At 64.2% G+C, this 26,641-nt stretch carries 22 protein-coding genes; 8 read left to right on the top strand and 14 right to left on the bottom strand.

Annotation, left to right across the window (positions count from 1 at the left end):
* Positions 1-36: 36 nt before the first annotated feature.
* Together ilvN and R4P70_RS15935 are read right to left on the bottom strand one after the other, a co-directional pair.
* Positions 37-540 (bottom strand): acetolactate synthase small subunit, encoded by a 504-nt coding sequence (gene ilvN / locus R4P70_RS15930; RefSeq protein WP_003944718.1) that lies wholly within the window; start codon positions 538-540, stop codon positions 37-39.
* On the bottom strand, positions 537-2,477 hold the full coding sequence (locus R4P70_RS15935; protein ID WP_019747929.1) for an acetolactate synthase large subunit: 1,941 nt from the start codon (positions 2,475-2,477) through the stop codon (positions 537-539). Before R4P70_RS15935 ends, ilvN begins: the two co-directional genes overlap by 4 nt.
* A 266-nt stretch (positions 2,478-2,743) precedes the next feature.
* Here R4P70_RS15935 and R4P70_RS15940 point away from each other — a divergent pair, with 266 nt between their 5' ends.
* The 3 genes from R4P70_RS15940 to R4P70_RS15950 all read left to right on the top strand — a co-directional run bounded on the left by R4P70_RS15940 (position 2,744) and on the right by R4P70_RS15950 (position 7,520).
* On the top strand, positions 2,744-3,265 hold the full coding sequence (locus tag R4P70_RS15940; RefSeq protein WP_243617276.1) for a PH domain-containing protein: 522 nt from the start codon (positions 2,744-2,746) through the stop codon (positions 3,263-3,265).
* A 72-nt stretch (positions 3,266-3,337) separates the two neighbouring features.
* The gene (ilvD, locus tag R4P70_RS15945; protein ID WP_019747927.1) at positions 3,338-5,179 is read left to right on the top strand and encodes a dihydroxy-acid dehydratase; all 1,842 of its coding nucleotides are present in this window, start codon (positions 3,338-3,340) and stop codon (positions 5,177-5,179) included.
* A gap of 805 nt (positions 5,180-5,984) precedes the next feature.
* Positions 5,985-7,520: an amino acid permease gene (locus R4P70_RS15950; RefSeq protein WP_019747924.1), complete on the top strand. Its 1,536-nt coding sequence runs from the start codon at positions 5,985-5,987 to the stop codon at positions 7,518-7,520.
* A gap of 68 nt (positions 7,521-7,588) precedes the next feature.
* On the opposite strand, the gene R4P70_RS15955 is transcribed toward R4P70_RS15950, so the two are convergent.
* Complete coding sequence (locus R4P70_RS15955) at positions 7,589-8,416, bottom strand: DoxX family protein (protein WP_019747923.1); 828 nt, start codon at positions 8,414-8,416, stop codon at positions 7,589-7,591.
* Positions 8,417-8,506: 90 nt separating this feature from the next.
* Here R4P70_RS15955 and R4P70_RS15960 point away from each other — a divergent pair, with 90 nt between their 5' ends.
* Both R4P70_RS15960 and R4P70_RS15965 read left to right on the top strand, forming a co-directional pair.
* Positions 8,507-9,637: a PQQ-dependent sugar dehydrogenase gene (locus R4P70_RS15960; RefSeq protein ID WP_317830997.1), complete on the top strand. Its 1,131-nt coding sequence runs from the start codon at positions 8,507-8,509 to the stop codon at positions 9,635-9,637.
* A 139-nt stretch (positions 9,638-9,776) separates the two neighbouring features.
* Positions 9,777-10,823: an NAD(P)-dependent alcohol dehydrogenase gene (locus tag R4P70_RS15965; RefSeq protein ID WP_020969304.1), complete on the top strand. Its 1,047-nt coding sequence runs from the start codon at positions 9,777-9,779 to the stop codon at positions 10,821-10,823.
* Positions 10,824-10,911: 88 nt separating this feature from the next.
* On the opposite strand, the gene gatB is transcribed toward R4P70_RS15965, so the two are convergent.
* The 4 genes from gatB to R4P70_RS15985 all read right to left on the bottom strand — a co-directional run bounded on the left by gatB (position 10,912) and on the right by R4P70_RS15985 (position 15,542).
* Positions 10,912-12,423 (bottom strand): Asp-tRNA(Asn)/Glu-tRNA(Gln) amidotransferase subunit GatB, encoded by a 1,512-nt coding sequence (gene gatB / locus R4P70_RS15970; RefSeq protein ID WP_019747920.1) that lies wholly within the window; start codon positions 12,421-12,423, stop codon positions 10,912-10,914.
* Between the two features lie 25 nt (positions 12,424-12,448).
* On the bottom strand, positions 12,449-13,480 hold the full coding sequence (locus tag R4P70_RS15975) for an ATP-dependent 6-phosphofructokinase (protein WP_019747919.1): 1,032 nt from the start codon (positions 13,478-13,480) through the stop codon (positions 12,449-12,451).
* Positions 13,481-13,595: 115 nt separating this feature from the next.
* Positions 13,596-14,258 (bottom strand): response regulator, encoded by a 663-nt coding sequence (locus R4P70_RS15980; RefSeq protein WP_007729374.1) that lies wholly within the window; start codon positions 14,256-14,258, stop codon positions 13,596-13,598.
* Positions 14,259-14,267: 9 nt separating this feature from the next.
* Positions 14,268-15,542: a sensor histidine kinase gene (locus R4P70_RS15985; protein WP_317830998.1), complete on the bottom strand. Its 1,275-nt coding sequence runs from the start codon at positions 15,540-15,542 to the stop codon at positions 14,268-14,270.
* Between the two features lie 164 nt (positions 15,543-15,706).
* On the opposite strand from R4P70_RS15985, the gene R4P70_RS15990 reads away from it, so the two are divergent.
* Together R4P70_RS15990 and R4P70_RS15995 are read left to right on the top strand one after the other, a co-directional pair.
* Entirely contained in the window at positions 15,707-16,381 is a 675-nt protein-coding gene (locus tag R4P70_RS15990) for a hypothetical protein (RefSeq protein ID WP_029255103.1), read from the top strand.
* Entirely contained in the window at positions 16,378-17,766 is a 1,389-nt protein-coding gene (locus R4P70_RS15995) for an alpha/beta-hydrolase family protein (RefSeq protein WP_317830999.1), read from the top strand. The genes R4P70_RS15990 and R4P70_RS15995 overlap by 4 nt, the downstream gene beginning before the upstream one ends.
* Positions 17,767-17,823: 57 nt before the next feature.
* Here the strand turns inward: R4P70_RS15995 and gatA are convergent, their stop codons facing one another.
* Both gatA and gatC read right to left on the bottom strand, forming a co-directional pair.
* Positions 17,824-19,302 carry an Asp-tRNA(Asn)/Glu-tRNA(Gln) amidotransferase subunit GatA gene (gene gatA, locus R4P70_RS16000; protein WP_021343887.1) on the bottom strand — a complete coding sequence of 493 codons (1,479 nt, stop codon included), beginning with the start codon at positions 19,300-19,302 and terminating at the stop codon, positions 17,824-17,826.
* Complete coding sequence (gene gatC / locus R4P70_RS16005; protein ID WP_317831000.1) at positions 19,299-19,598, bottom strand: Asp-tRNA(Asn)/Glu-tRNA(Gln) amidotransferase subunit GatC; 300 nt, start codon at positions 19,596-19,598, stop codon at positions 19,299-19,301. Before gatC ends, gatA begins: the two co-directional genes overlap by 4 nt.
* A 277-nt stretch (positions 19,599-19,875) precedes the next feature.
* Here gatC and R4P70_RS16010 point away from each other — a divergent pair, with 277 nt between their 5' ends.
* Positions 19,876-20,526 (top strand): hypothetical protein, encoded by a 651-nt coding sequence (locus R4P70_RS16010; protein WP_020969299.1) that lies wholly within the window; start codon positions 19,876-19,878, stop codon positions 20,524-20,526.
* Positions 20,527-20,539: 13 nt separating this feature from the next.
* Here the strand turns inward: R4P70_RS16010 and R4P70_RS16015 are convergent, their stop codons facing one another.
* From R4P70_RS16015 to R4P70_RS16035, 5 genes are all read right to left on the bottom strand, one after another.
* The gene (locus R4P70_RS16015) at positions 20,540-21,028 is read right to left on the bottom strand and encodes a GNAT family N-acetyltransferase (protein WP_019747912.1); all 489 of its coding nucleotides are present in this window, start codon (positions 21,026-21,028) and stop codon (positions 20,540-20,542) included.
* A gap of 47 nt (positions 21,029-21,075) precedes the next feature.
* A complete protein-coding gene (ligA, locus tag R4P70_RS16020) occupies positions 21,076-23,157 on the bottom strand; it encodes an NAD-dependent DNA ligase LigA (protein WP_387405020.1) in 2,082 nt (693 codons plus the stop codon).
* Positions 23,158-23,239: 82 nt separating this feature from the next.
* The gene (locus tag R4P70_RS16025; protein ID WP_317831002.1) at positions 23,240-24,262 is read right to left on the bottom strand and encodes a methionine synthase; all 1,023 of its coding nucleotides are present in this window, start codon (positions 24,260-24,262) and stop codon (positions 23,240-23,242) included.
* A complete protein-coding gene (gene mnmA / locus R4P70_RS16030; protein ID WP_003944736.1) occupies positions 24,259-25,371 on the bottom strand; it encodes a tRNA 2-thiouridine(34) synthase MnmA in 1,113 nt (370 codons plus the stop codon). Before mnmA ends, R4P70_RS16025 begins: the two co-directional genes overlap by 4 nt.
* A complete protein-coding gene (locus R4P70_RS16035; RefSeq protein ID WP_019747909.1) occupies positions 25,371-26,600 on the bottom strand; it encodes a cysteine desulfurase family protein in 1,230 nt (409 codons plus the stop codon). Before R4P70_RS16035 ends, mnmA begins: the two co-directional genes overlap by 1 nt.
* Between the last annotated feature and the right edge of the window lie 41 nt (positions 26,601-26,641).

Raw genomic sequence — 26,641 nt, forward strand, 5'->3', positions numbered from 1 at the left:
TCAACCTCTCCTTGGATTTTTACGTGTCTAAAAGTACTAGCGGGTGGCCGTGATCGACTTCGGCCCTCGACCGACTGCCACGACCCCGGACTGAACGATCTCCCGGATACCGTACGGATCAAGCATCCGCAGCAGTGCATCCAGCTTGGACCGAGTACCGGTCGCCTCGATGGTGACGGACTCCGGGGAGACGTCGATCACCTTGGCGCGGAACAGGTTCACCGTTTCGATGACCTGCGTGCGCACGCTTGCATCTGCGCGCACCTTGATGAGCACGAGCTCGCGAGCGACGGATGCTTCACCGTCCTGCTCGACGATCTTGATGACGTTGATCAGCTTGTTGAGCTGCTTCGTCACCTGCTCGAGAGGGAACTCGTCGACCGTGACGACGATGGTCATACGTGAGATCTCGGGGATCTCGGTTCCGCCCACCGCAAGGGATTCGATGTTGAATCCGCGGCGGGAGAAAAGTGCGGAGACGCGGGCCAGCACGCCTGGCTTGTCCTCGACGAGAACACTGAGGGTGTGACTGGTGCTCACTTCTGATCCTCCCCTGTGCCCGCGGCGGGTCCGGCTTGCTCGCGTGACATGGCTTCGTGGATGACGGCGGGCTCGGCAACTGCCTCGTCGTCGTCGAACAGCGGCCGGATGCCCCGGGCCGCCATGATTTCGTCGTTGCTCGTTCCGGCAGCGACCATCGGCCACACCTGTGCGTCAGCGGTGACGATGAAGTCGATCACGACAGGCTTGTCGTTGATGGACTGCGCCTCACGGATCGCAGCTTCGACATCTTCTTCGCGCTCGACACGAATTCCGTGGCAGCCCAATGCTTCTGCGAGCTTGACGAAGTCCGGGATACGGATGGCGCCGTGCGTTCCGAGGTTGGTGTTGGAGTAGCGCTCTTCGTAGAAGAGTGTCTGCCACTGACGCACCATGCCGAGGTTGCCGTTGTTGATGAGGGCAACCTTGATCGGGATACCTTCGAGTGCACAGGTTGCGAGTTCCTGATTGGTCATCTGGAAGCAGCCGTCGCCGTCGATCGCCCACACCTCGGTGTCGGGCATGCCCATCTTGGCGCCCATGGCTGCGGGAACCGCGTACCCCATGGTGCCGAGCCCGCCCGAGTTGAGCCACGTGCGCGGCTTCTCGTAACCGACGAACTGCGCGGCCCACATCTGGTGCTGGCCGACGCCGGCGCAGTAGATGGCATCCGGTCCGGCGAGCTTGCCGACGGTCTGGATGACGTACTCCGGGCTCAGCTGACCGTCGGTGGGACGGTCGTAGCTCAGCGGGTAGGTACGACGGATGTCGTTCAGGTACGCCCACCATTCCGAGAGTTCGAACGTGGTGCCCGTGGCCATGTCGGCACGGATAGCCTCGATGAGTTCGGTGATGACCTCTTTGCAGTCGCCCACGATCGGGACGTCGGCGTAACGGTTCTTGCCGATCTCGGCCGGATCGATGTCGGCGTGGATGACCTTGGCATCGGGCGCGAAGGAATTCAGCTGACCGGTGACGCGGTCGTCGAAACGCGCGCCGAGGGTGATCAGCAGATCGCTGCGCTGCAGAGCGGCGACTGCGGCAACGGTGCCGTGCATTCCCGGCATACCGCAGTTGAGGTCGTGGCTGTCCGGGAACGCGCCGCGGGCCATCAGCGTGGTGACGACGGGGATACCGGTCAGCTCTGCCAATTCGAGCAGCTCCGGCGAGGAGTCCGACTTGATGACGCCGCCACCGACGTACAGAACCGGCGACTTGGCGTCGGCGATCAGACGTGCAGCTTCACGAACCTGCTTGCCGTGCGGCTTGGTGACCGGGCGGTAGCCCGGCAGACGCATCTCCGGCGGCCACGAGAACGTGGTCTGCGACTGCAGGATGTCCTTGGGGATATCGACCAGGACGGCGCCGGGGCGACCGCTGGCCGCGAGGTAGAAGGCTTCGGCCATGATGCGCGGGATGTCGATCGCGTCGGTGATCAGGAAGTTGTGCTTGGTGACCGGCATCGTGATGCCTGAGATGTCGGCTTCCTGGAAGCCGTCGGTACCGATCAGCGAGCGCGCCACCTGTCCGGTGATCGCGACGATCGGAACGGAGTCCATCTGCGCGTCGGCCAGTGGCGTGACCAGGTTGGTCGCACCGGGACCCGAGGTAGCCATGCAGACGCCGACCTTGCCGGTCGCCTGGGCGTAACCGGTGGCAGCGTGGCCTGCACCCTGCTCGTGGCGCACGAGCACGTGGCGGACCTTGACCGAATCGAAGAGTGGGTCGTAAACCGGGAGCACGGCACCGCCGGGAATGCCGAATACCGTGTCGACCTCGAGCTCTTCGAGGGCTCGAACCACAGACTGCGCGCCGGTTACCCGCTCAGGCGGGAGCTGGCGACGGTTGGCCGTCTGGGTTGCGGCAGCCGCGGTTGTCGGGCTCGGTGTCCCTGACTTGCGCGGCGTGGGTTGAGGCCGTGCTGTTGGTGCGCTCACTGGGAAATCCTCTGATTCTGGCTCCGGGCAACAAAAAACCCCCGTCAGCATCTGCTGAGCGAGGGTGGCGCGTCGTTATCTGGTGAGTTGAAAAATCGACTCAGGCGACGACGCGCCGGCCGATTACGAGCAACTCATTCTGTTTCACGCACTCGACAGTAGAGGCGCTAGTCGCGAACGGCAAACTTGGTGAGTCGACCGTCCCAGAATCTGAGATACATCGGCTGCAATGCGAAGATGTAGAGGTGTCAACTTCGCAGCAGCCCGTGCCACCGGCTCAATCATCCCACACGCCGAAACCACTTCGGCACGTCATCCGCATTTCGCAGCTCGCTTACATGGCGTGCGCGTTCCTCCTGTTCGCGGTCAGCTTCCCGATCTTCGGGTGGCCCGTCGCCTTCAGCTGGTTGCTGATCCTTCCGATCATCGCCGTCTATCTCGTCGCGCGACTGCGCACCACCGTCAGCCCTGACGGCCTCGAGGTCCGCTCGACGTTCTCCAAGCGCACCCTCGCCTGGGACGACGTCAAGGGTTTCCGCTTCCCGAAGCGCAGCTGGGCGCGCGCGGAACTCACCGACGGAACCGAGGTGACCCTGCCTGCGGTCAGCTTCGTCAGGCTTCCCGAGATCGCGATCGCCAGCGGCGGCCGCATCACTGATCCCTATGCATCGGCGGCAGAAGCCTTCGCCGCCAAGGAAGCCGAAGTGGAAGAAGCAGCTGCAGAAGCAGAAGCAGAATCCGAGGTCGTCGAGAACACACAGGACCAGCCCGAAGAGAAGCGCCCGTAGCACGCGAGTAGCGTTGAAAGGCCCTCGCTTCTATTTGAGTGGACCAGCAACGATCACATAAGGAACACGCCCATGCCCCCGTTGAGGTCACGCACCACCACCATCGGACGTAATGCTGCCGGAGCCCGATCCCTGTGGCGCGCCACAGGAATGACGGATTCCGACTTCGGAAAGCCGATCGTCGCCGTAGCGAACTCGTACACCCAGTTCGTACCCGGCCACGTGCATCTCAAGAACGTGGGCGAGATCGTTGCCGAGGCCATCAGTGCGGCCGGCGGCGTCGCTCGTGAGTTCCACACCATCGCAGTCGACGACGGCATCGCAATGGGCCACGGCGGCATGCTCTACTCGCTCCCGAGCCGCGAGATCATCGCCGATTCGGTCGAGTACATGGCAAACGCCCACACGGCCGACGCACTGGTGTGTATCTCCAACTGCGACAAGATCACTCCCGGCATGCTCAACGCCGCGATGCGTCTGAACATCCCGACCGTGTTCGTCTCCGGCGGTCCGATGGAAGCAGGCAAGGCAGTGGTCGTCGGCGGCGTGGCCCAAGCCCCCACCGATCTCATCACCGCGATCTCGGCCTCTGCCAACGATGCCGTGTCCGACGAAGGCCTCGACGAGGTCGAGCGCAGCGCGTGCCCGACATGCGGCTCGTGCTCGGGCATGTTCACCGCCAACTCCATGAACTGTCTGACCGAAGCCCTCGGCCTCGCATTGCCGGGCAACGGCTCCACGCTGGCAACTCACAAGGCTCGTCACGCACTCTTCTCTCGTGCGGGCACCACCGTGGTCGAGGCTGCCCTCAAGTACTACCGCGACGGCGACGAGTCGGTGCTGCCGCGCAACATCGCGACCCCGGCAGCGTTCCGCAACGCGATGGCTCTCGACGTCGCCATGGGCGGTTCCACCAACACCGTCCTGCACACGCTGGCTGCGGCACAGGAAGGCGAGGTCGACTTCGACCTCGACACCATCGACGCGATCAGCCGCAAGGTGCCGTGCCTGTCCAAGGTCTCCCCCAACTCGGACTACCACATGGAGGACGTCCACCGCGCCGGCGGAATCCCCGCGCTGCTCGGTGAGCTTCGCCGCGGCGGACTCCTCGAAACCGACGTGTCCACCGTGCACACCAAGAGCTTCGACCAGTGGCTCGACGACTGGGACATCCGCTCCGGCAAGGCAACCGACGAGGCCATCGAGCTTTTCCACGCGGCTCCCGGCGGCGTGCGCACCATCGAACCGTTCTCCACGGACAACCGTTGGTCTGCTCTCGACACCGATGCGGCCGGCGGCTGCATCCGCGACGTCGAGAACGCCTACACCGTCGAAGGCGGCTTGGTTGTCCTGCGCGGCAACATCGCACTCGACGGCGCAATCCTCAAGACGGCCGGCATCGACGAGGAACTGTTCTCCTTCCAGGGCCCGGCGCTCGTCGTCGAATCTCAGGAAGAAGCCGTCTCGGTCATCTTGCAGAAGAAGATCAAAGCCGGCGACGTTCTCGTCGTGCGTTACGAAGGCCCCAAGGGTGGCCCCGGCATGCAGGAAATGCTGCACCCCACTGCCTTCCTCAAGGGCGCAGGCCTCGGCAAGGAATGCGCACTGATCACCGACGGTCGTTTCTCGGGCGGAACTTCCGGACTGTCCATCGGTCACATCTCCCCCGAGGCTGCCGCAGGCGGAGTCATCGGACTCGTCCAGAACGGCGATCAGGTCCGCATCGACGTCGCCTCGCGCACGCTCGAGATCCTGGTCGACGACGACGTCCTCGCCGAGCGACGCGCGAAGATGGAGGCCTCCGAGCGCCCGTGGCAGCCGGTCGATCGTCAGCGCACCGTGACGACAGCCCTGCGCGCCTACGCCGCTCTGGCAACGTCCGCCGACAAGGGCGCGGTTCGCTACGTTCCGTAAGTTCTGCCACGAACGGACAAAAGATCCCCGGCCGCTTTCGGCCGGGGATCTTTTCTGTCAGCGTGCGAGATGAATCGGGATCAGATCCACGCCAGTTCCTCCGGAAAATCTTCATCCGGTGTTGTACGAGCATGCACCACAACCCAATCCGATCATCCCGTCGGTTTGGTACGCATCGTCGGCAGCACCTTCGACAACCACGCCGACACGTAGGACATGCGCATGGCGACCTGAGCCGGCGCAGCGTCCAGGGACTTCTTTCACACGAGAACGGATGAAAGGTCAGCGCCCATACGGAATTCCGCGACATCGCACATCCGGTCGAGTTCGGAAGCGTCGAGAGACGTCGGAGTACCACCACCGAACGCCACTGCGTCGTAGTGGGTTCAGTGGCCTGTAAGCCGTCTTGCGCGGATACACATATACATAATTCTGGTACGGACGTACCGCAACGGTGAGACTCATTGACCACAAGACCGACCGACAGGTACCGAATAGTCGGCCGACACGCGGAGCACGAACGGAACGATATGAGCTATCAGACATTTCAGACTGAATCGCGCGTCCGGCTCGTGAGCGAATTCACTTGGACGTAGGGTTCCAGACACCAGCTGATCAATTCAGATACATGAGGGGGGATGACTTCCAGTCAGGTGATCATTTCGGTCAGTTCGAGCGAGCTGACTTGCACACGGCGCTCACCAGTGGTTCCCTCATCAGGTCGCTGAGACGCACATCACAACGACGACAGTCAGCCACCGCCCGCCACCCACAAGGTCGACGGGAAACAACCAAGGAGCAATACATGCCCGGAGTCGGCATATGGCGCACCAAATCCGTCGAGCAATCGATCGCGGACACCGACGAGCCTGAGACAAAGCTCAAGAAGGAACTGACCGCGAAGGACCTCACGGTATTCGGAGTCGCCGTCGTCATCGGCGCAGGCATCTTCACGCTGACTGCTCGAACCGCAGGCAATGTCGCAGGACCCTCGATTTCACTGGCATTCGTTCTCGCTGCGATCGCCTGTGGCCTTGCCGCGCTGTGTTACGCGGAGTTCGCCTCCACCGTTCCAGTCGCAGGCAGCGCATACACGTTCTCCTACGCGACGTTCGGTGAGTTCGCAGCCTGGATCATCGGCTGGGACCTCATCCTCGAGTTTGCTCTCGCCTCCGCCGTCGTCGGCAAGGGTTGGTCGCTGTACCTCGGCAACGTCATCGGGGCGAGCGGCAGCACCACCGCCCACATCGGGTCGATCAGCTTCGACTGGGGCGCACTGCTCATCATCGGCGCGATCACCCTGATTCTCGCGATCGGCACCAAGGTTTCCTCGCGAGTCTCCGCGATCATTACCGCGATCAAGATCGCAGTAGTCCTGCTCGTCATCGTCGTGGGCGCGTTCTACATCAAGAAGGAGAACTACTCTCCCTTCATCCCGCCGTCCGAAGGATCCGAGAGCTCTGCAAGCGGAATCCATCAGACCTTGTTCTCCTGGCTGACCGGTGCAGGCGGAAGTAGCTACGGCGCCTACGGATTGCTCGCCGCAGCCAGCCTCGTGTTCTTTGCCTTCATCGGCTTCGATGTCGTCGCCACCACGGCCGAGGAAACCAAGAACCCGCAGAAGTCGTTGCCACGCGGAATCTTCGGCTCGCTCGCCATCGTCACCGTTCTCTACGTTGCCGTCACACTCGTCCTGACCGGCATGGTCAAGTACACCGAACTCAAGGACGGCAGTCCTCTGGTCGGCGATTCCAGCGCCACCCTCGCAACCGCATTCGAGGCCAACGGAATCGGTTGGGCACAAACCGCCATCAACTTCGGTGGCCTGGCCGGCCTCACGACAGTTGTCATGGTCATGATGCTCGGCCAGACCCGCGTCCTCTTCGCAATGTCCCGTGACGGCCTCATGCCGCGCAGCCTGGCCAAGACCAACGCCAAGGGCATCCCGATGCGCATCACGTTGATCGTCGGTGGCATCGTCGCCGTCCTGGCAGCCTTCTTCCCGATGGGCACGCTCGAAGAGATGGTCAACATCGGAACGCTGTTCGCATTCGTCCTGGTTTGTGTCGGTGTCATCGTCCTACGCCGCACCCGCCCCGACCTGCCGCGCGGATTCCGCGTCCCACTGGTGCCCTTCGTGCCGATCGTCGCCGTGCTCGCCTGCGGTTGGCTGATGCTCAACCTCTCGGTCGAGACCTGGATCCGGTTCCTCGTCTGGATGGCCATCGGTGTGCTCGTGTACTTCGCCTACGGTCACCGCAAGTCGGTCCTCGGTCGCAAGCTCAAGGACGGAACAGCCATCCCGTCCGCGAACGCCGACCCGGTACTCGTCAAGGACTGATCCTTCACAGACGAACCGCCGCTCTCCGATTCGGAGAGCGGCGGTTCGTTTGTTCGACGGCGCGAGTTTCAGATGAGCGGATTGGCACCGTTCAGGAAGATCCAAGTGCAGACGCCGGCAGCGATGCCGAGGATCAAGACCACGAGCGATCCGACGAACGGGCGGGTTGCCCAGCCACGACGACCGTCGAGCGAAATACGGCCAGGACCCGTCAAAATGATGACGCCCGCACAGATTCCGAGCAGCATCTCGTACTCGGTACCGGCCGGGGCGAAGTACTCCAGTCCAGGTGCGCTCGCCTGACGCAGCGCCCACGCATTGATCATCACGGCCAGAACCGATGCTGCCGCAACGGGAGTCAGCAACCCCAGGATCAGGAGGGCGCCACCTGCGACCTCACCGACGGCGCCGAGGATCGCCATCCACTTCGCCTGCTGGAACCCGGCATCCGCCAGCATCGTCTCGAAACCGCCCAGACCCGGCCCGTTCCAGATACCGGTCAACTTCTGCAGACCGTGCACCAGTGCCGTTCCGCCGACGGCCAAACGCAGTGCAAGCAAACCGAGGTCGAGAGTGCCTCGGCCCCGCGGAGTCTCGGTGGTCCCTGCCACGGCTTCGGCGGTGGGGACGGCGGTGATCGGAGCGTCGTACGCCGTTTCTCGCTCGAGAGCCACTGTCGGCTGATCCGCGCCCGGCGCTCGGTATGTCGGTATCTGTTCGGTCAGCGAGTTGGCGTTCGTGGAACCGAAATCGAGATCGTCGTCGGTCCGCGGCAACGGATTCTTGGCGCTCACCGTCGGAAATTGTTCGGTGGGCGAGTCATACGGACTGGACACGTTGCCCGTCGGCTTGTCCGCATCCGACAACTCGCTGGGATCTTTTCGCTCGTCAGTCACGTAGGTGAGCCTATGACCGATTCACGAACTCGACGGGGAACCTTGGTCCGGCGTGGCGGCATCTGCCGTGGGTTACGTAACGTCTTGGGCATGACTACGGGTAGGCATGCAGCGCTGGGCGCACTGGCTCTGGTGCTCGGGACATCGTTGCTCGCAGGTTGCGCGGACTTCGACGAAACGACTGCCTCGCCGTTCACACCCGAACCGACCAACCAGGCAAGCGCCGAAGTGCAGCCGGAGAACCCACCGCCGTCGACCACGCCGCCGGCGCCGCGGACCGGCCCCCTCGGGCCGTGTCAGGACGCCGACACCGCCGTGATCGCAACCTGTCTCGACACCACCGGCGGCCTCGTCACACTCCCGGACGGGAACTCCGGGCTGGTGGCCGAACGGCGAACCGGCCGAATCATGCAGGTAGCCCCCAACACGACACCGGTCGAGGTTGCCAAAATCGATGTCGACGGCAGCGGCGACGGCGGACTGCTCGACATCGCCCTCTCCCCCACATTTGTCGAAGACAACCTGATCTATGCCTACGTCACCACCGGAACCGACAACCGGGTGGTCCGCATTGCTCCCGGTGACACCGCCAAGGAGGTCCTCGGCGGAATCCCGCGCGGTGCAAGCGGCAACGGCGGATCACTCGAGTTCGCGGCCCCGGACCAGCTCATGGTTCTGACCGGCGATACCGGCAACCCTGCGGTTGCTCAGGATCCTGGCTCGTTGGCGGGGAAGCTGTTGCGAGTCCGATCGCTGACGCCCAACGCTGCGCCGCCTCGCCCGGAAGTTGTTCTGTCCGGAATCGGAAACGGCGGCGGCGTATGTGTCGATCCAGGCATCGCGACGTGGGTCACCGACCGAACCACTCTCGAAGATCGCCTCCAACGCGTCGGCGCCGACGGCACGGTGACATCCCCCGCGTGGACGTGGCCCGACCGACCCGGAGTCGGCGGGTGCATCGCAGCGCAGGGAGTGGTAGCTGTCGCGTTGGGGGCCGGCAAAGCGATCTCCGCATTGGCCGCTGACCCCGGAACGGGAGCGATCACCACCGCGCCGTCGGCAGTGGCGAAAGACACGTACGGCCAACTGGGCGGTTTGGCGCTCGGATCCGACGGTTTGATGTGGGCGAGCACGATCAACAAGACCGCGGGTGAGCCGGGGCCGAACGACGACAAGGTGGTCAAGATCCCGATGCCGAGTGGCAGCGGCGGGATCGACTGACCTGAGATCGCCGAGCAGCATGTCTGTTCGGTCACGGATCGCGTGACCGAACATGCACAGATGCGTACTCTTTCATTAGCGGGGCTAAACACCCCGCTTGTGCCAGGAGCGGTTGGCCAACCACGACAAAGGAGTCGGAATGAAGGCAATCCAGTACACGAGAATCGGCGCGGAACCCGAACTCACGGAAATTCCCAAACCCGAGCCCGGTCCAGGTGAAGTGCTCCTGGAAGTCACCGCTGCCGGCGTCTGCCACTCGGACGACTTCATCATGAGCCTGCCCGAAGAGCAGTACACCTACGGCCTTCCGCTCACGCTCGGCCACGAAGGCGCAGGCAAGGTCGCCGCCGTCGGCGAGGGTGTCGAAGGTCTCGACATCGGAACCAATGTCGTCGTCTACGGGCCTTGGGGTTGTGGCAACTGTTGGCACTGCTCACAAGGACTCGAGAACTATTGCTCTCGCGCCCAAGAACTCGGCATCAATCCTCCCGGTCTCGGTGCACCCGGCGCGTTGGCCGAGTTCATGATCGTCGATTCTCCTCGCCACCTTGTCCCGATCGGTGACCTCGACCCGGTCAAGACGGTGCCGCTGACCGACGCCGGTCTGACGCCGTATCACGCGATCAAGCGTTCTCTGCCGAAACTTCGCGGAGGCTCGTACGCGGTTGTCATTGGTACCGGCGGGCTCGGCCACGTCGCCATTCAGCTCCTCCGTCACCTCTCGGCGGCAACGGTCATCGCTTTGGACGTGAGCGCGGACAAGCTCGAACTGGCAACCAAGGTAGGCGCTCACGAAGTGGTTCTGTCCGACAAGGACGCGGCCGAGAACGTCCGCAAGATCACTGGAAGTCAAGGCGCCGCACTGGTTCTCGACTTCGTCGGCTACCAGCCCACCATCGACACCGCGATGGCTGTCGCCGGCGTCGGATCAGACGTCACGATCGTCGGGATCGGGGACGGCCAGGCCCACGCCAAAGTCGGATTCTTCCAAAGTCCTTACGAGGCTTCGGTGACAGTTCCGTATTGGGGTGCCCGCAACGAGTTGATCGAATTGATCGACCTCGCCCACGCCGGCATCTTCGACATCGCGGTGGAGACCTTCAGTCTCGACAACGGTGCCGAAGCGTATCGACGACTGGCTGCCGGAACGCTCAGCGGCCGTGCGGTTGTGGTCCCTGGTCTGTAGACCGACAGCGGCAAAACGACAGCGGTAAATACTGATGCCCGGCCGAATTAGATTCGGCCGGGCATCAGTGTCAGAGATTCAGTGTGCGCTAGCTGCACGCCTCGATGACAAGTTCCTTCACACGAGCCGCGTCTGCCTGTCCTCGGGTGGCCTTCATGACGTCGCCGACGATCTTTCCGGCGGCCTGGACCTTGCCGCTGCGGATCTTGTCCGCGATGTCGGGGTTGGCTGCGAGTGCCTCGTCGACGGCTGCCTTGAGCTTGGTTTCGTCACGTTCGACGACCAACTCCGGGTGGGCCGCGACAACCTGCTCCGGGTCACCCTCGCCGTCGAGGACGTGATCGACGACCTGGCGAGCGACCTTGTTGTTGAGCTTGCCGCTGTCGATGAGAGCTACGACCTGCGCAACCTGCGCCGGGGTGATCGGCAGAGCGCCGAGTTCGACGCCGCGGGTGTTGGCCTGCTGCGACAGGTAGGACAGCCACCAGGAGCGCGCTGCCTCGGGCGAAGCACCGGCCTCGGTGGTCGCGATCACCAGATCGATGGCGCCGGCGTTGACGAGGTCACGCATGACCTCGTCGGAGATTCCCCAGTCCTTCTGGATCCGCGCGCGGCGAATCCAGGGAAGCTCCGGCAAGGTGCCGCGCAGTTCTTCGACCCACTCGGCGCTCGGAGCAACAGGCTCGAGATCCGGTTCCGGGAAGTAGCGGTAGTCCTCGGCTGTTTCCTTGCGGCGTCCGGCGGCCGTGGTGCCGTCGGCTTCCTGGAAGTGGCGGGTCTCCTGGATGACCTCGCCGCCGGCGTCGAGAACTGCTGCCTGACGGCGCATTTCGTAGCGAACTGCGACCTCGACGCTCTTGAGGGAGTTGACGTTCTTGGTCTCGGTACGCGTTCCGAGTTCCTTGGCGCCGATCGGCATCAGCGAGATGTTGGCGTCGCAGCGCATCGATCCCTGATCCATCCGAACGTCCGAGACGTCGAGAGACTTGAGCAGATCACGAAGCGCCGTCACGTAGGCGCGGGCAACCTCGGGTGCGCGCTCACCGGCACCGTGGATGGTCTTGGTGACGATCTCCACCAGCGGCACACCCGCACGGTTGTAGTCGAGCAGTGAGTGGCTCGCACCGTGGATACGGCCCGTAGCGCCACCGACGTGGAGGGACTTACCGGTGTCCTCCTCCATGTGTGCGCGCTCGATGTCGACACGCCACGTCGTCCCGTCGTCGAGGATCACGTCGAGGTATCCCTCGGTTGCGATCGGCTCGTCGTACTGGGAAATCTGGTAGTTCTTCGGCTGATCCGGGTAGAAGTAGTTCTTGCGTGCGAATCGGCCCCAAGGCGTGATGGAGCAGTTGAGCGCAAGGCCGATCCGGATCGCGGACTCGACAGCGGCTGCGTTCACCACTGGCAACGAACCGGGCATGCCCAGACAGACCGGGCACACCTGGGTATTGGGTTCGGCACCGAACTCGGTGGGGCACGGGCAGAACATCTTGGTCGCGGTGCCGAGTTCTACGTGCACCTCCATACCCATCACAGGCTCGTACTTGGTCAGTACTTCGTCGTAATCGAGGATGTCGGGCGCATCGACAGCAGTCATGGTGATCAGTTTATGCGTCTGCGGCTCAGCCGAAGAATGCGGCTGCCTCCTCGTAGCGCTCCTTGGGCACCGTCTTGAGTTTGCGGGTCGCCTCGGCGAGCGGAACGAGGTCGATGGACGTTCCGTGCAACGCGACCATCTGACCGAAATCTCCGCGGTGAGCTGCGTCGGTGGCATGAACGCCGAAGCGAGTGGCGAGGATGCGGTCGTGCGGCGTCGGGGTGCCACCGCGCTGAATGTGCCCGAGGACGGTGGTGCGAACTTCCTTGCCGATCCGGCGCTCGATCTCGTTTCCGAGCTGCTGCGCGACACCGGTGAAGATCTTGTGGCCGAACTCGTCGATGCCACCTTCGCGCAGAGTCATCGACGCGGGATCGGGCATCGCACCTTCAGCCACGACGCAGATGAAGTGGGAGTCGCCACGCTGGAAGCGCTTCTTGACCATCGCGCACACCTCGTCGACGTCGAACGGCTGTTCCGGAACCAGAGTCAGGTGTGCCCCCGACGCCAGTCCGGCTTGCAGCGCGATCCAGCCCGCGTGCCGGCCCATGACCTCGACGAGCATGACGCGCTGATGCGATTCAGCCGTGGTGTGGAGTCTGTCGATGGCGTCGGTGGCGACGGCCAATGCGGTGTCGAAACCGAAAGTCACATCGGTGCAATCGATGTCGTTGTCGATCGTCTTGGGCACGCCGATCACGGGCACGCCGCTCTCGGAAAGCCAACTGGCCGCGGTGAGTGTGCCTTCGCCGCCGATCGGGATCAGGACGTCGATCCCGTTGTCGTCGAGGGTCTGCTTGATCTGATCGAGGCCCGCGCGCAGTTTGTCGGGGTTCACGCGAGCGGTGCCGAGGATCGTGCCGCCGCGGGTGAGGATGCGGTTGATGCGGTCATCGGAGTCGAGCGGGACCTTGCGGTCCTCGAGCAATCCTCGCCAGCCGTCCCGGAATCCGACCACGGTACTGCCGTAACGACCGGCCGACGTACGTACGACGGCGCGGATGACCGCGTTCAAGCCCGGGCAGTCGCCGCCGCCCGTGAGGATTCCGATTCGCATAGTGCAGCACCTCTCGTGACCGGATTGTGGATCTTGGTGTCCATCTTCCCCCAGTCACCGTATTGCCGCAGGATAGCGGCGTTGCCGAGCCGCAACGCCGCGCCGCACGGGACCCCTAACCCGGCGTGACGAGCCCGCTTTCGTACGCCAACACGACTGCCTGGGCGCGATCGCGCAGATCGAGCTTGGACAGCACCTTCCCGACATGGGTCTTGACGGTCTGCTCGGCGACGAACAGCCGCTCGGCAATCTCGACGTTGGACAATCCGCGGGCAATCAGTTCGAGGACCTCGCGCTCACGCGGGGTCAGCGCATCGAGCGCTGCGGGCCGTGCGCGCGGTGCGGCCCGCCGGCTGGTCACATCGGCAATCAGGCGACGCGTCACCGTCGGCGCCAGCAAGGCCTGCCCTTCGGCGACGACGCGCACCGCCCGAATCAGTTCCTCAGCCGGTGCGTCCTTGAGCATGAACCCGCTCGCTCCGACGCTCAGGGCCTCGTAGACGTAATCGTCGATGTCGAAAGTGGTAAGCATGAGGACTCGCACCGGCGGTTCCCATCCGGCGGACAGAATCTGGCGGGCAGCGTCGAGTCCGTTCATCTCGGGCATACGAACATCCATCAACACCACGTCCGGACGCAATCGCGCGACCTCGGCGACGGCGATCTTGCCGTCCGGCGCATCGCCGATCACGCTGATGTCGGGCTGGGCGGAGAGTAGGGCTCCGAACCCTTGTCGAACCATCGCCTGGTCGTCTGCGATGAATACTGTGATGGGCACTCGGACAGCCTAGGCGGGCATCGACGGCAACTCGGCCCGGACCTCGAACCCTCCGTCCTCGCGCCGGTTTGCCAACAGCATGCCGCCCACCGCCGAAGCCCGCTCACGCATTCCGCGTATTCCGTTGCCACCAGTGGTTTCCGACGCCGAGTGCTGATTGCCACCCATTGGCGAAGGCCCGTTGTTCACGAGCGCGCTCACCGATTGCGGGCCGAACGCCACGGCGACCTCGATGGGTCCGCCTGGTGAATGCCTGGCCGCATTGGTAATCGACTCCTGAATGATCCGGTAGAGCGCAAGGCCCGTGGATTCCGAGACCGACGCTCGATCTCCGTCGACTCGCCACGACACCGGAAGTCCGGCACGGGTACTGCCGAGCAGCAGGTCGTCTAACTGATCGACGCCCGGTTGCGGGGCCGTCACCACGGAGTCACCGTCGCTGCGCAGCACTCCGAGGAGACCACGAATCTCGTTGAGCGCTGCTCGCCCTGTCTCACTTATCGATTCGAATTCGGTCCGGATCTCGGGAGTGACCGCATCGAGTCGGTACGGCGCACTCTGCGCTTGCACGACCACCATCGACATGTGGTGGGCCACGATATCGTGCAAGTCGCGGGCGATCCGCGCCTTCTCCTCGAGGATCGTTCGCCGAGTGCGCTCGAGTTCACTGACTTCCTCCTGCTTGGCCAATTGACGACGAGAGAGAACCAACCAGCGGATCAGCAGGCAGAAGACCACCAGCGCGCTCAATCCGACAGCCCAACCGGCTCCGTCGCTTCCCGGAGCGTTGCCGAGGAAAAGCAGCACCGTGGCGATCCAGGCGACGCCGACAACCTGAATGGGCGCCCGCAGACTCACCGCGGCGAGCAACGACATCAGCACGATGATGTGGACGACCTGCCACGGGTAGTCGTAACCAGTCGTGTTGTCGAACACCAACGGGATGATCAGTGCCGACACCGCCGACACCGCCCACCCCAATGGAGCGTTGATCCGGATCAGGACAAACGGAAAGGCGGCCAACGCGGCGACGAACGGCATGATCGGTGGCGAAACATGATGCGTCAGTTGCAGTGTCGGCCAGGCAATCGAATAGAGGATCAGAGTGATCACTACGATGACGATGTTCCAGAACTGACCGCGGGCCACGAAACTGGTTGCCCGGCGCACCTTCTCCGAATGTACGACCGCCCCGTCGAGGCCGGACAGCATCAACCCGGCAGTGGTGTATGTCGGCGCGGGCACACCCGGTGCGCCTCTGTTCTTCCTTCGGACCTTGATCACCCGTCAAGCCTATGAAGGCGAACCCCGAAAGTCCTCATACTGCAGAGTGAGATCCCCCTACCTCCGAGGTATCACAGGGGAGGGAATTCTCACCCGATCGCACGTCGGAGAACCCCTCTCCAGAGCGATGACCGCCAGGATTGTCCGTTCATAGCGTGAACGGCATGCGGATCACACGAGTGAAAGACCTCTCTCGAAGCGCCGGCACCTGGGCTGCCCTGGCGCTGGCGGCAACGGCAGCGATCACCGTCACTGCCGGAGCGAGCGGAGCCGAGCCGCCGCGCACCGAGAATTCGAACGCATCCAGGGCGATCGCCACTGTGACTACCGCGGATGCCTCTGATGCTGCGACCACCATCCCGTCGGATTTCGCCGCATTTGCCGGCTACACGCCTACCGTCGTCGACGGATACCTCGCCAACCCCCACGGCGACTGCTCGTCACCGATTCCGCTTCCCGACGAATTCGACTCGGCCTGCAAAGCACACGATCTCGGGTACGACCTACTCCGCTACGCGCATTCGCACGGAACGGAACTGGGGCCGTGGGCCCGTCAGGTCCTCGACGGTCAACTCGACGAGCGAATGCACGCGGCATGTGAAGACCGCACGTCCTTTCTCTCACGTGGGTACTGCTTCGCGATGGCCGATGTCGCCGTCACAGCGGTGAACGGAAACTCTTGGCGCCAAAGCTATCTGACACCGGTCGCGGAATCGGGGTTCGGTTACGGCACGGCCGGAGTTCTGGCAGTTTCCGCCCTCGGCTTCACCCTGATGCGATCGCGGCGCCTCGATCCGTCGAACGAGTTCTCCTTCTCCCCGAAAGCGATTGCAGCATGAGCGTTCTGAATGCGTCACGGACCCCCGTCCTCGCCCGAGTCGGGGCGCTCGCACTCCCCCGGGTGTCCACGAGCGTCGCCGTGGCAGCGATGTCCGCCATCTCGCTAGCTCCCGGACTCCTGCCGAGATCAGCCGTGCTCCAAGGGGTGTTCAGCGGTCTGCTCGTCGCGGTCGGGCTACTGGCGATGTGGGCGTTCTCCGCGGTAGCCCGTCGGCTCGTCCCCGACCGGGTCAAGGCCCGATTCGACGAACGTCATTGGCGCATAACCGCGTTCGGGTTGTCGACTGCCGGCACCGCAGTTGCGATGTTCGCCGCCGCCGGTTGGCAGAACTCGCTGCGAGCAGCGATGGGCGCACCGCCTGCCGGGCTGATCCACTGGGTGGAGGCGGGGTGCATTGCCTCGCTGACCACCCTTGCACTCTGGGGCCTCGGGGTCGGACTTTCGAAGGCGCTGCGGTGGATGGGTTTCGCGCGGAGCGTGGGCGCACTGGTCATGGGAGTCCTCGGCCTGCAGTTGGTCGTCGGTCCCGCCGTCTGGAACGGCCTCGCCGATTCGTTCGACAAGTCCAACGCGTACATCGACACCGCTCTGACACAGCCACTTTCGGCCTCTGCGACAGGCAGCTCCGAATCGCTCATCTCGTGGACCTCGATGGGCGCGGAGGGACGCAAATTCATCGCTGCAGGTGAAGACTCGGTGCGCGTCTACGCCGGTGTGGATTCCGCACCCGATACCGCATCGCGTGCCGCTCTCGCCGTGAGTGAACTCGATCGCGTCGGCGGCTTCGCCCGCAACAGCGTCGTGGTGGCCGTTCCGACCGGCTCGGGCTGGATCGACACCCACGCAGTCGACGGTATCGAGCAACGGTTCGGCGGAGACGTCGCGATAGTCGGGCAGCAATACTCCGACGCACCCAGTTGGGCGACATTCCTGTTCAGCCGCGACGACGCCGAAGAATCAGCCACCGCCCTGTTCACGGCTGTCGGTAGCCACATTGCCGCGATGCCGGCCGAGGATCGACCGGACCTGTTCCTCTACGGACAGAGCCTCGGCGCCGTCGGCGGCAGCGCCGCACTGACCGAGAGCAGTGCCACCGTCCCGTGCGACGTGTTGTGGGCCGGTCCCCCGGCCGGCGCGACACGGACGGACGGCGCAACCGTCCTCGCGAACACGTCCGACCCGGTGGTGTGGTGGTCCCCCGCCCTCGCGACGCAGAAGCCGGATCTGAGCCGTGCCGTGCAGGACGGCCCGATCCCGCAGTGGATCCCGGGCGTCACGTTCTTGCAGACCACCGTCGACATGCTCGGTTCGCTCGGTGTACCCGCCGGTCACGGCCACCGCTACGGAACCGATCAGGGAACGGCTTTGGGGACTTGCTCCTGAAACTGCTGTGCGCCTTTATTAACCGCGGGGGGTTAATAAAGGCGCACAGCAAACAGGTCAGACTGCAGTTGCAATCGGGCCGCGAGCAGCTTCGTAGGCGGCACCGACACGGTAGAGGCGCTCGTCAGCCATGGCGGGCGCCATGATCTGCAGGCCCACCGGCAGGTTGTCGTCCGCGGACAGACCCGATGGCACCGACATCGCGCAGTGTCCGGCCAGGTTGGTCGGCAGCGTGCACAGGTCGGAGAGGTACATGGCCAACGGATCGCCGACCTTCTCCCCCAACTTCCACGGCGTGAACGGGCTGGTCGGCGAGACCAGTACGTCTACCTTCTCGTAGGCCTTGTCGAAATCGCGTGCGATGAGGGTACGAACCTTGAGCGCCGAACCGTAGTAGGCGTCGTAGTAGCCCGAGGACAGTGCGTAAGTACCGATCATGATGCGGCGCTTGACCTCCGGGCCGAAACCGGCGGCGCGGGTTGCCGCCATGACCTGGTCGGCACTCATGTTGCCTTCGTCGACCCGCAGTCCGTAGCGCATGGCGTCGAAGCGGGCCAGGTTGGACGAGACCTCACTGGGCAGCACCAGGTAGTACGACGCGAGCGCATGCTCGAAGCTCGGGCACGAAACCTCGACAACTTCGGCGCCCAAAGCCTTGAGTTGCTCGACAGCAGCGTCGAAGGAAGCGATGACGCCGGGCTGGTAGCTGTCGGAGTGAAGTTCCTTGACCACACCGACTTTGACGCCGCGCAGGTCGCCGACTGCACCTTCACGTGCCGCAGCGACCACCGGACGCACGGGGGCGTCGATGGACGTGGAGTCACGCGGATCGTGCCCGGCGATGACCTCGTGCAGCAGAGCGGTGTCGAGCACGGTGCGACCACAGGGGCCACCCTGATCGAGCGAGGAGGCGCACGCGACGAGCCCGAAGCGCGAGACAGTTCCGTACGTCGGCTTGGTTCCGACCGTCGCGGTGACCGCAGCGGGCTGACGGATCGAACCGCCGGTGTCGGTGCCGATGGCCAACGGGGCCTGACGGGACGCGAGCGCTGCAGCGCTACCACCACCGGATCCGCCGGGGATGCGGGTGACATCCCACGGGTTACGCGTCGGACCGAATGCGGAGTTCTCCGTGGAGGAGCCCATCGCAAATTCGTCGAGGTTCGTCTTGCCGAGGATCGGGATGCCCGCAGCGCGAAGCTTGCTCGTCAGGGTCGCGTCGTACGGCGCAACCCAGCCTTCGAGAATCTTCGACGCACAGGTGGTCGGCATGTCCGTCGTGGTGAAGATGTCCTTCAACGCGATCGGGACGCCGGCGAGTGCCGAAGCGGGTTCGTTTCCGCCTGCGAGCGAGTTGTCCACTGCTGCGGCGGCTTCGAGAGCCTTTTCGCCGGCAACGTGCAGGAAGGCGTGGTACTCGGTGTCGACGGCAGCGATGCGGTCGAGATGCGCCTGCGTGACCTCTACCGAGGACACCTCACGCGAGTGGATCTTGCCGGCCAGCTCAGCGGCGTCCAGCGTGGTCAGATCGGTCATTCGCCCTCTCCAAGGATCTGCGGAACCGCAAAGCGATCCTGTTCGACTGCGGGTGCTCCGGACAATGCCTGCTCGGGGGTCAACCCGAGCACGATCACGTCGGGGCGCGTCACGTTGGTGACGGCATTGGGGTTCGCCATGGGCGGGACGTCGTCGGCCGCAACCTCGGTGACCACCTTGACGTGGTTGAGAATCGAATCCAACTGACCGGCGAACTCGTCGAGTTCGGCATCGGACAGGGCGAGTCTGGACAGCCGCGCGAGGTGCGCGACCTCGTCACGGGAGATGGCAGGCACCGCGGGGCCCCTTTCGGAAGAGGACGTGAACATTGCCGGTCCAGCCTAGTTCCTCGCCGCGACAGACCTGTAAGCACGCCTGCTGTGTCGACCGGTACGCACGCCTACTGTGTCCACCGCCACGTCGAATCCACCTCGTGTTTCGCTCGTGTGACAAGCATGTGCACCCGGTGTGACCCCGCCGCGGCCCCACCAACGCGTGCTGAGCAAGTGCAAAGATGGGTGTGGCCCGGGTCGACGTGATCCGGGCGAGAACCGATCAGCGAAAGGCACGCACGTGTCGTACCTGCTTCGCGTCCAACTGCCCGACCGACCCGGCAGCCTCGGCGCTCTCGCCGTAGCGCTCGGATCCGTGGGCGCAGACATCCTCTCCCTCGACGTCGTGGAGCGAGGCGACGGTTTTGCCATCGACGACCTCGTGGTCGACGTCGAACCGGGCGCACTGCCCGACACCTTGATCACCGCTGCCGAGCATCTGCCCGACGTGCTGGTCGATTCGATCCGCCCCTACGCCGGGATTCTCGACACCCATCGTGAGCTCGAACTCATCGATTCCGTTGCGACAGCCCGAAACGATCGACTACAGGTCCTCGTCGACGGCGCGCCGCGTGTACTGCGAGTCGGCTGGTGCGTCGTCGCGGACATCGGCAAGCACGGTGCGTACCGCGTCGTCGGTAGCGCCGGTGCGCCGGAAACCCATGCCACCGACATTCCGTGGATGCCACTGGACAAGCCAACCGCCCTCGACGGCGAGGCCGACTGGGTTCCGGACGTCTGGCGAGAGATGAACACCAGCCTCGCTGCCGCACCGCTCGGCTCCGGCAATCGCGTCCTCATGCTCGGTCGTCCCGGAGGACCCGAATTCCGCCCTTCGGAGATAGCCCGCCTCGGCTATCTCGCCGGAATCGTCGCGACAGTGCTGGGTTGACCAGGCCGGGTAATCAGGCCAGACCGCGAACCATGACCGTCAGCTCCATACCGCGAATCGGCTCCCACGCGCGCTCGGGATCGGGAACGAACCCGTTGCGGTCGTAGATACGACGAGCATCGACCATCTCGGGCTGCGTCGAGATGACCACCGAGTGATCGCCTCGGTCGTAGGCTTCGGCGATCACTGCGCGAACCAATGCGGTTCCGGCGCCCGATCCCCGAGCCTGCGGCGAGACCGCGAGCATGCGGAACTCGAGTTCGCCCTTCTGCGCAACATCCGCGAAGGGCGTGCCGGGTTCGGCGATCGTCAAAGAACCCACGACCTCTTCGCCGAGAACGGCAACCAGCACCCGCCCCTGCTCCACCCGAGTTGCGGTGTCTCGCAGGCGCTCCGCGTACGGCGATCCGCCGGCGACAAATCCGCCACCCACGTACGACTGCACAGTCAGTTCCCCGACGGTCTCGAACTCAGCCGGTAGAACTTCACGAATCTCGATCATGGCGTCACTATCGCACCCAGCACACCAATCTCAGAAATCGGACAAAGTCACTCTGATTCGTCCAAATCGGTGGGAGCGACCGCATCCGGGCCATCTTCGAGCAACCGCCGGAAGCCGTCTTCGTCGAGCACCGGCACGCCCAATTCGACTGCCTTGTCATGCTTGGAACCGGGCGCTTCACCGACGACGACAAACGCAGTCTTCTTCGAGACCGACCCAGCCGCCTTACCGCCGCGCACCAGAATCGCTTCCTTCGCCTGATCTCGCGAGTACGTCTCGAGCGAACCGGTGACGACGATCGAGAGACCCTCGAGATTGCGCGGAATCGAGTCGTCTCGCTCGTCCTCCATACGCACTCCGGCCGAAGCCCACTTGTCGACGATCTGCTGGTGCCAGTCGACGGAGAACCACTCCACGACAGCGGCGGCGATTGTGGATCCGACACCGTCGACTGCAGCCAACTCGTCGACCGACGCTTCCCGAATACGTTGCAGCGAACCGAATTCGCCGGCCAACGCCCTCGCAGCAGTGGGGCCGACGTGCCGAATCGACAGTGCCACAAGCACTCTCCACAACGGCTTGTCCTTGGCCGAATCCAGGTTGGCCAGCAAGCGTTTTCCGTTGGCAGACAGGGCTCCCGCATTGGTGCGGAAGATGGGAACCTCGATCAGTTTCTCGGCGTCGAGTGAAAAGAGATCACCCTCGTCACCGATGACCTTCGCCTCCAGCAGCCCGGTCGCGGCCTCGTAACCGAGCACCTCGATGTCGAATGCTCCGCGCCCCGAGACGTGGAACACGCGCTCGCGCAACTGCGCCGGGCAGTACTGCTGATTAGGGCATCGCACGTCGACGTCGCCCTCTTTCGCGGGTGCCAACAACGTGCCGCACTCGGGGCAATGCGTCGGCATCACGAACTCGCGCTCGGTACCGTCACGCACGTCTGCCACGGGTCCGAGGACCTCGGGAATCACATCTCCGGCCTTACGCAACACCACGGTGTCGCCGATCAGCACACCCTTGCGTTTGACCTCGGATCCGTTGTGCAGCGTGGCCAAGGACACAGTGGAACCCGCCACCGTGACGGGTTCCATGTACGCAAACGGCGTCACGCGACCCGTACGGCCGACACTGACCCGGATGTCGAGGAGCTTGGTCGTGACCTCTTCCGGCGGGTACTTGTACGCGATCGCCCACCGCGGTGCGCGAGACGTGGTGCCCAGACGTCGATGCAACGACATCTCGTCGACTTTGACCACCAACCCGTCGATCTCGTGCTCGACGTCGTGGCGATGTTCTCCCCAGTACTTCATCTTCTCGACCACGGCGTCGGCGCCGACCACTCGCGAGGTGTGCGTGGACACCGGCAGACCCCAGGCGGCGAGGGCCACGTAGGCGTCGTACTGCGAAGCCGGCTCGAAACCTTCCATGCGCCCGAACCCGTGGCAGATCATGCCGAGGCGACGACGCGCGGTGACGGCCGGATTCTTCTGACGCAGGGAGCCCGCCGCAGAGTTGCGCGGATTGGCGAACGGCGCCTTACCCTCCTCCACGAGGGAGGCATTGAGTGCCGCGAAGTCCTCGAGGCGGAAGAACACCTCTCCTCGCACCTCGAGCAAGGTTGGAATCGGGAATTCGTCCGTAGCGGTGAGCCGCTCCGGGATGTCGTTGATCGTCAGGGCATTGAGAGTGACCAACTCGCCCGTACGACCGTCGCCGCGGGTTGCTGCACGCACGAGTTTGCCGTTCTCGTAGACGAGATTGAGCGCGACACCGTCGATTTTCACTTCGCAGAGATAGTGCAGTTCCGGCCCGGTTTCCTGCTCTACCTTGGCGATCCATCCGCGGAGTTCGGACTCGTCGAAGACATTGTCGAGGCTGAGCATCCGCTCGAGGTGATCGACGGACGTGAAGTCCGTCGCGAATCCGCCGCCGACGAGTTGCGTCGGAGAGTCGGGAGTTCGCAGATCCGGGTACTGCTCTTCGAGAGCATTGAGCTGCCCGAGCAATGTGTCGAATGCACCGTCCGAAATGACGGGCGCGTCACGAACGTAGTAGCGGAACTGATGCTGGCGTACCTCTTCGGCCAGCTCCGTCCACTGCTCGCGCGCCTCGTTGGGCGCTGGCTGCATTGCATCCGCGGTTTCAGTCACAGCTAGAAGATTATCGGTTCACACCGACACACCACACGACTCCACGTCAGAACGCAACACATCAGAACGCCGACGGATCGTCCACCAATGCCTTGCCGACGTCTGTGCACAGCCGAAGGGCGGCTCGACTCCACTCGAGGCTCGCACCCGCAAGACCACAGCTTGGGGTTACCGCGACCTGGTTCTGCAGGAGTTCACGCGAGAAGCCGAGACGATCGATCAGTGTGACGGCGGGCATCGCGCACTCTTTCCACGTCACCGGCTTTTCCGGCGGGGCGGAAGGAACCAGACCGAGAGCCAATTCCTTGCCGGCGTCGCACAACTGGCCGATGCCGTCCAGATCACGTGAGCCGATGAGCGACATGTCGAAGCTCACGCCGAACGCCTGGCTTCGCCTCAGTAGATCCCACGGCATGTCGGCGCCGCAGCTGTGGACGATTGTGGGCAGTCCGCAACCGCTGATCGTCGAGTCGAGAACGGCGAGCGCCTCGGGTTCCGGGAGAGCCGGAACGCTCTCCATCTTGGTGCGCCCGGGTAGTGAACCGGCCAGCACTGCCGCGATCTGCGGCTCGTCCAATTGGATCACCACTCGGGCACCGGTACGACGAGTGACCTCGGCGGCGTGGCGCGCGAGCCCCTCACCAAGTGATTCGGCGATGTCCCGGAGTGCCCCACGGTCGACGAGAACTCGCGAACCGTTTGCAACCTCGATCTCGGCGCCGAGTGTCAGCGGGCCGGCAGCTTGGAGCTTGATCACGTGGTCTCCGCCGACCAGACGGGCCGATTCCCAGGCTTCCTCGAGTGCGTCGAGATCCTGGTTCAGGAAGTCCTCGGCTCGCTTCGCGACGTTGCCCCGCCGAGGCACGACGCGATAGGCGCGGGTCGAGGCGTCGAGGTTGATGTCGACCAGAATCGCGCCTGCTCGGCCGACCATGTCAGCGCCGAGACCGCGGCTCGGCAACTCCACCAGGTGTGGGAAACCGCCCAGTTCGCCAAGGATGGTTGCGGCGCTTTCGCGGGCGTCCGTGCCCGGCCAGGATCCGATTCCGGTGACGAGGCCACCGATGGAAACCTGCTGTGTCACAGTGTGTTCGGCTCGGATTCGGTGCCGGAGATGGTGCCACTGCCGAGAACTTGGTCGCCCAGTTCGCTGTCGGGGCGATACAGCACGACGGCCTGGCCCTTCGCGACGCCGGTCAGTGGTTCGCGCAACGAAATGGAGATGCCGCCGCCCGAAGTACCGTCGTCGACGGCCTCGGCGACGGCCTGCGCCAGTCCGCCGTGCGCACGAACCTGCACCATGCACTCGACGGGGCCTTCCGGCGCCTGGCCCGAGGTCCAGATCGCGCGCTGGGCCGAGATGGCCCAGACGTCGAGATTCTTGGCCGAACCGACTCGCACCGTTCCGGTTTCGGGCTCGATCGCGGTCACGTACCGCGGACGGCCGTCACCTGCGGGACCTTCGACGCCGAGGCCCTTGCGCTGTCCGATCGTGAAGCCGTGTACGCCGTCGTGTGCAGCGAGGACCTCACCCGAATCGGCATCGACGACGCTTCCCGGACGAACGCCGATGCGCGCACCCAGGAATGCTCGGGTATCGCCGGTCGGGATGAAGCAGATGTCATGGCTGTCAGGCTTGTTCGCCACAGCCAGACCGCGCTCGGCGGCTTCCTCGCGGATCTGTTCTTTCGGTGTGTCACCGATCGGGAACATCGCTCGCGAAAGCTGATCGGCCGTCAGCACACCGAGGACATACGACTGGTCCTTGTCCGCGTCGACCGCCCGGCGTAGGACGCCGTCTTCGAGGCGCGCGTAGTGACCGGTCGCCACGGCATCGAAGCCGAGAGCGACCGCACGGTCGGCCAGTGCGGTGAACTTGATCTTCTCGTTGCACCGCAGGCACGGATTGGGGGTCTCACCCGCTGCGTACGACGCCACGAAGTCGTCGATCACGTCTTCCTTGAAGCGATCGGCGAAATCCCAGACGTAGAAGGGTATTCCGAGGACGTCGGCAGCGCGCCTGGCGTCGCCGGCATCTTCCTTCGAACAGCATCCACGCGAACCCGTCCGCAATGCACCCGGCGCCGTGGACAGCGCAAGATGAACGCCGACGACGTCATGTCCGGCGGCAACTGCGCGGGCGGCGGCGACAGCGGAGTCGACACCTCCGCTCATGGCTGCGAGTACTCGCATCAGCGATCCCCTCCACGCGAACCGGCACCGGCAAGACCGGCGGCCCGAGCGCGCTCTACTACTTGTGGAAGCGCAGCGATCAGCGCGTCCACATCGGTGACACTCGACGTATGTCCGAGCGAAAATCTCAGTGAGCCACGCGCGACGGGCGATTCGACGCCCATCGCGATCAAGACATGGCTGGCTCTGGCCACACCGGCGGTGCAAGCCGAACCGGTGGAACATTCGATACCGGCTGCGTCGAGCAGCATCAGCAACGAATCGCCCTCGCAGCCGGGGAAGGTGAAGTGCGCGTTACCGGGAAGCCGATCGGATCCGGTCGGGCCGTTGAGCACCGACTCGGGAAGAATCTCCAGGACTCCGTCGATCAAACGGTCACGCAACTGCGCCAATTCCCTTGTGCTGGAATCGAAGTTCTCGACGTTTGCGCGCAGCGCCGCAGCCATCCCGACAACGCCCGCAGTATCCGGAGTGCCCGAACGCAGATCACGTTCGTGTCCGCCGCCGTGAAGGAGCGGCACACACGGAACCTGGCGTCCGAGCAGCAGTGCGCCGACGCCGTGCGGACCACCGAACTTGTGCGCCGCGATGCTCAGCGCGGACAACTTGCTCGCCGCGAAATCGACCGGCAATTGCGCAACGGCCTGGACCGCGTCGCTGTGCATCGGAATCTCGAACTCAGCCGAAATCTCCGCCAACTCCACGATCGGCATGATGGAGCCGACCTCGTTGTTGGCCCACATCACCGTCACGAGTGCTACCTCGTCGGCGTGGACGGAAAGCTCGTCGCGCAAGGTCTGCGGGTCGACGACACCGTTCTCGTCGACCGGCAACCACGTCACGCGCGCGCCCTCGTGCTGCTCGAGCCACTCGACGGCGTCGAGCACCGCATGATGCTCGACGGAGCTGGCCAGGATGCGAGTGCGTCGCGGATCGGCGTCACGGCGAGCCCAGTAGATGCCCTTGACCGCGAGATTGTCGCTCTCGGTTCCGCCGGAGGTGAAGATGACCTCCGAAGGCCGCGCACCCAGGCTGGCAGCGATCGATTCCCGCGACTCCTCGACGCGGCGCCGGGCCGCACGGCCGGAACCGTGCAGCGAGGACGCGTTGCCCACGGTTTTGAAGGTATCGGTCATCGCCTCGATAGCGGCTGCCGACATCGGAGTCGTGGCGGCATGATCGAGGTACACCGGAAATCCGGCGTGGGCACTGTGTGCAGGCAGAGTCATGGCTTGACAAGGATAGCCCAGCACGAGAGTTCGCCCAGCCT

The organism is Rhodococcus sp. IEGM 1241 (genome assembly GCF_033142365.1).
GTDB lineage: Bacteria > Actinomycetota > Actinomycetes > Mycobacteriales > Mycobacteriaceae > Rhodococcus_F > Rhodococcus_F erythropolis.

What these genes read in the sequence shown, in the direction of transcription:
- ilvD (WP_019747927.1), top strand. Translation starts at nt 3,338, where the DNA reads ATGCCCCCGTTGAGGTCACGCACCACCACCATCGGACGTAATGCTGCC.
- R4P70_RS15950 (WP_019747924.1), top strand. Translation starts at nt 5,985, where the DNA reads ATGCCCGGAGTCGGCATATGGCGCACCAAATCCGTCGAGCAATCGATC.
- R4P70_RS15960 (WP_317830997.1), top strand. Translation starts at nt 8,507, where the DNA reads ATGACTACGGGTAGGCATGCAGCGCTGGGCGCACTGGCTCTGGTGCTC.
- R4P70_RS15965 (WP_020969304.1), top strand. Translation starts at nt 9,777, where the DNA reads ATGAAGGCAATCCAGTACACGAGAATCGGCGCGGAACCCGAACTCACG.
- gatB (WP_019747920.1), bottom strand. Translation starts at nt 12,423, where the DNA reads ATGACTGCTGTCGATGCGCCCGACATCCTCGATTACGACGAAGTACTG.
- R4P70_RS15975 (WP_019747919.1), bottom strand. Translation starts at nt 13,480, where the DNA reads ATGCGAATCGGAATCCTCACGGGCGGCGGCGACTGCCCGGGCTTGAAC.
- R4P70_RS15990 (WP_029255103.1), top strand. Translation starts at nt 15,707, where the DNA reads ATGCGGATCACACGAGTGAAAGACCTCTCTCGAAGCGCCGGCACCTGG.
- R4P70_RS15995 (WP_317830999.1), top strand. Translation starts at nt 16,378, where the DNA reads ATGAGCGTTCTGAATGCGTCACGGACCCCCGTCCTCGCCCGAGTCGGG.
- gatA (WP_021343887.1), bottom strand. Translation starts at nt 19,302, where the DNA reads ATGACCGATCTGACCACGCTGGACGCCGCTGAGCTGGCCGGCAAGATC.
- R4P70_RS16015 (WP_019747912.1), bottom strand. Translation starts at nt 21,028, where the DNA reads ATGATCGAGATTCGTGAAGTTCTACCGGCTGAGTTCGAGACCGTCGGG.
- ligA (WP_387405020.1), bottom strand. Translation starts at nt 23,157, where the DNA reads ATGCAGCCAGCGCCCAACGAGGCGCGCGAGCAGTGGACGGAGCTGGCC.
- mnmA (WP_003944736.1), bottom strand. Translation starts at nt 25,371, where the DNA reads ATGCGAGTACTCGCAGCCATGAGCGGAGGTGTCGACTCCGCTGTCGCC.
- R4P70_RS16035 (WP_019747909.1), bottom strand. Translation starts at nt 26,600, where the DNA reads ATGACTCTGCCTGCACACAGTGCCCACGCCGGATTTCCGGTGTACCTC.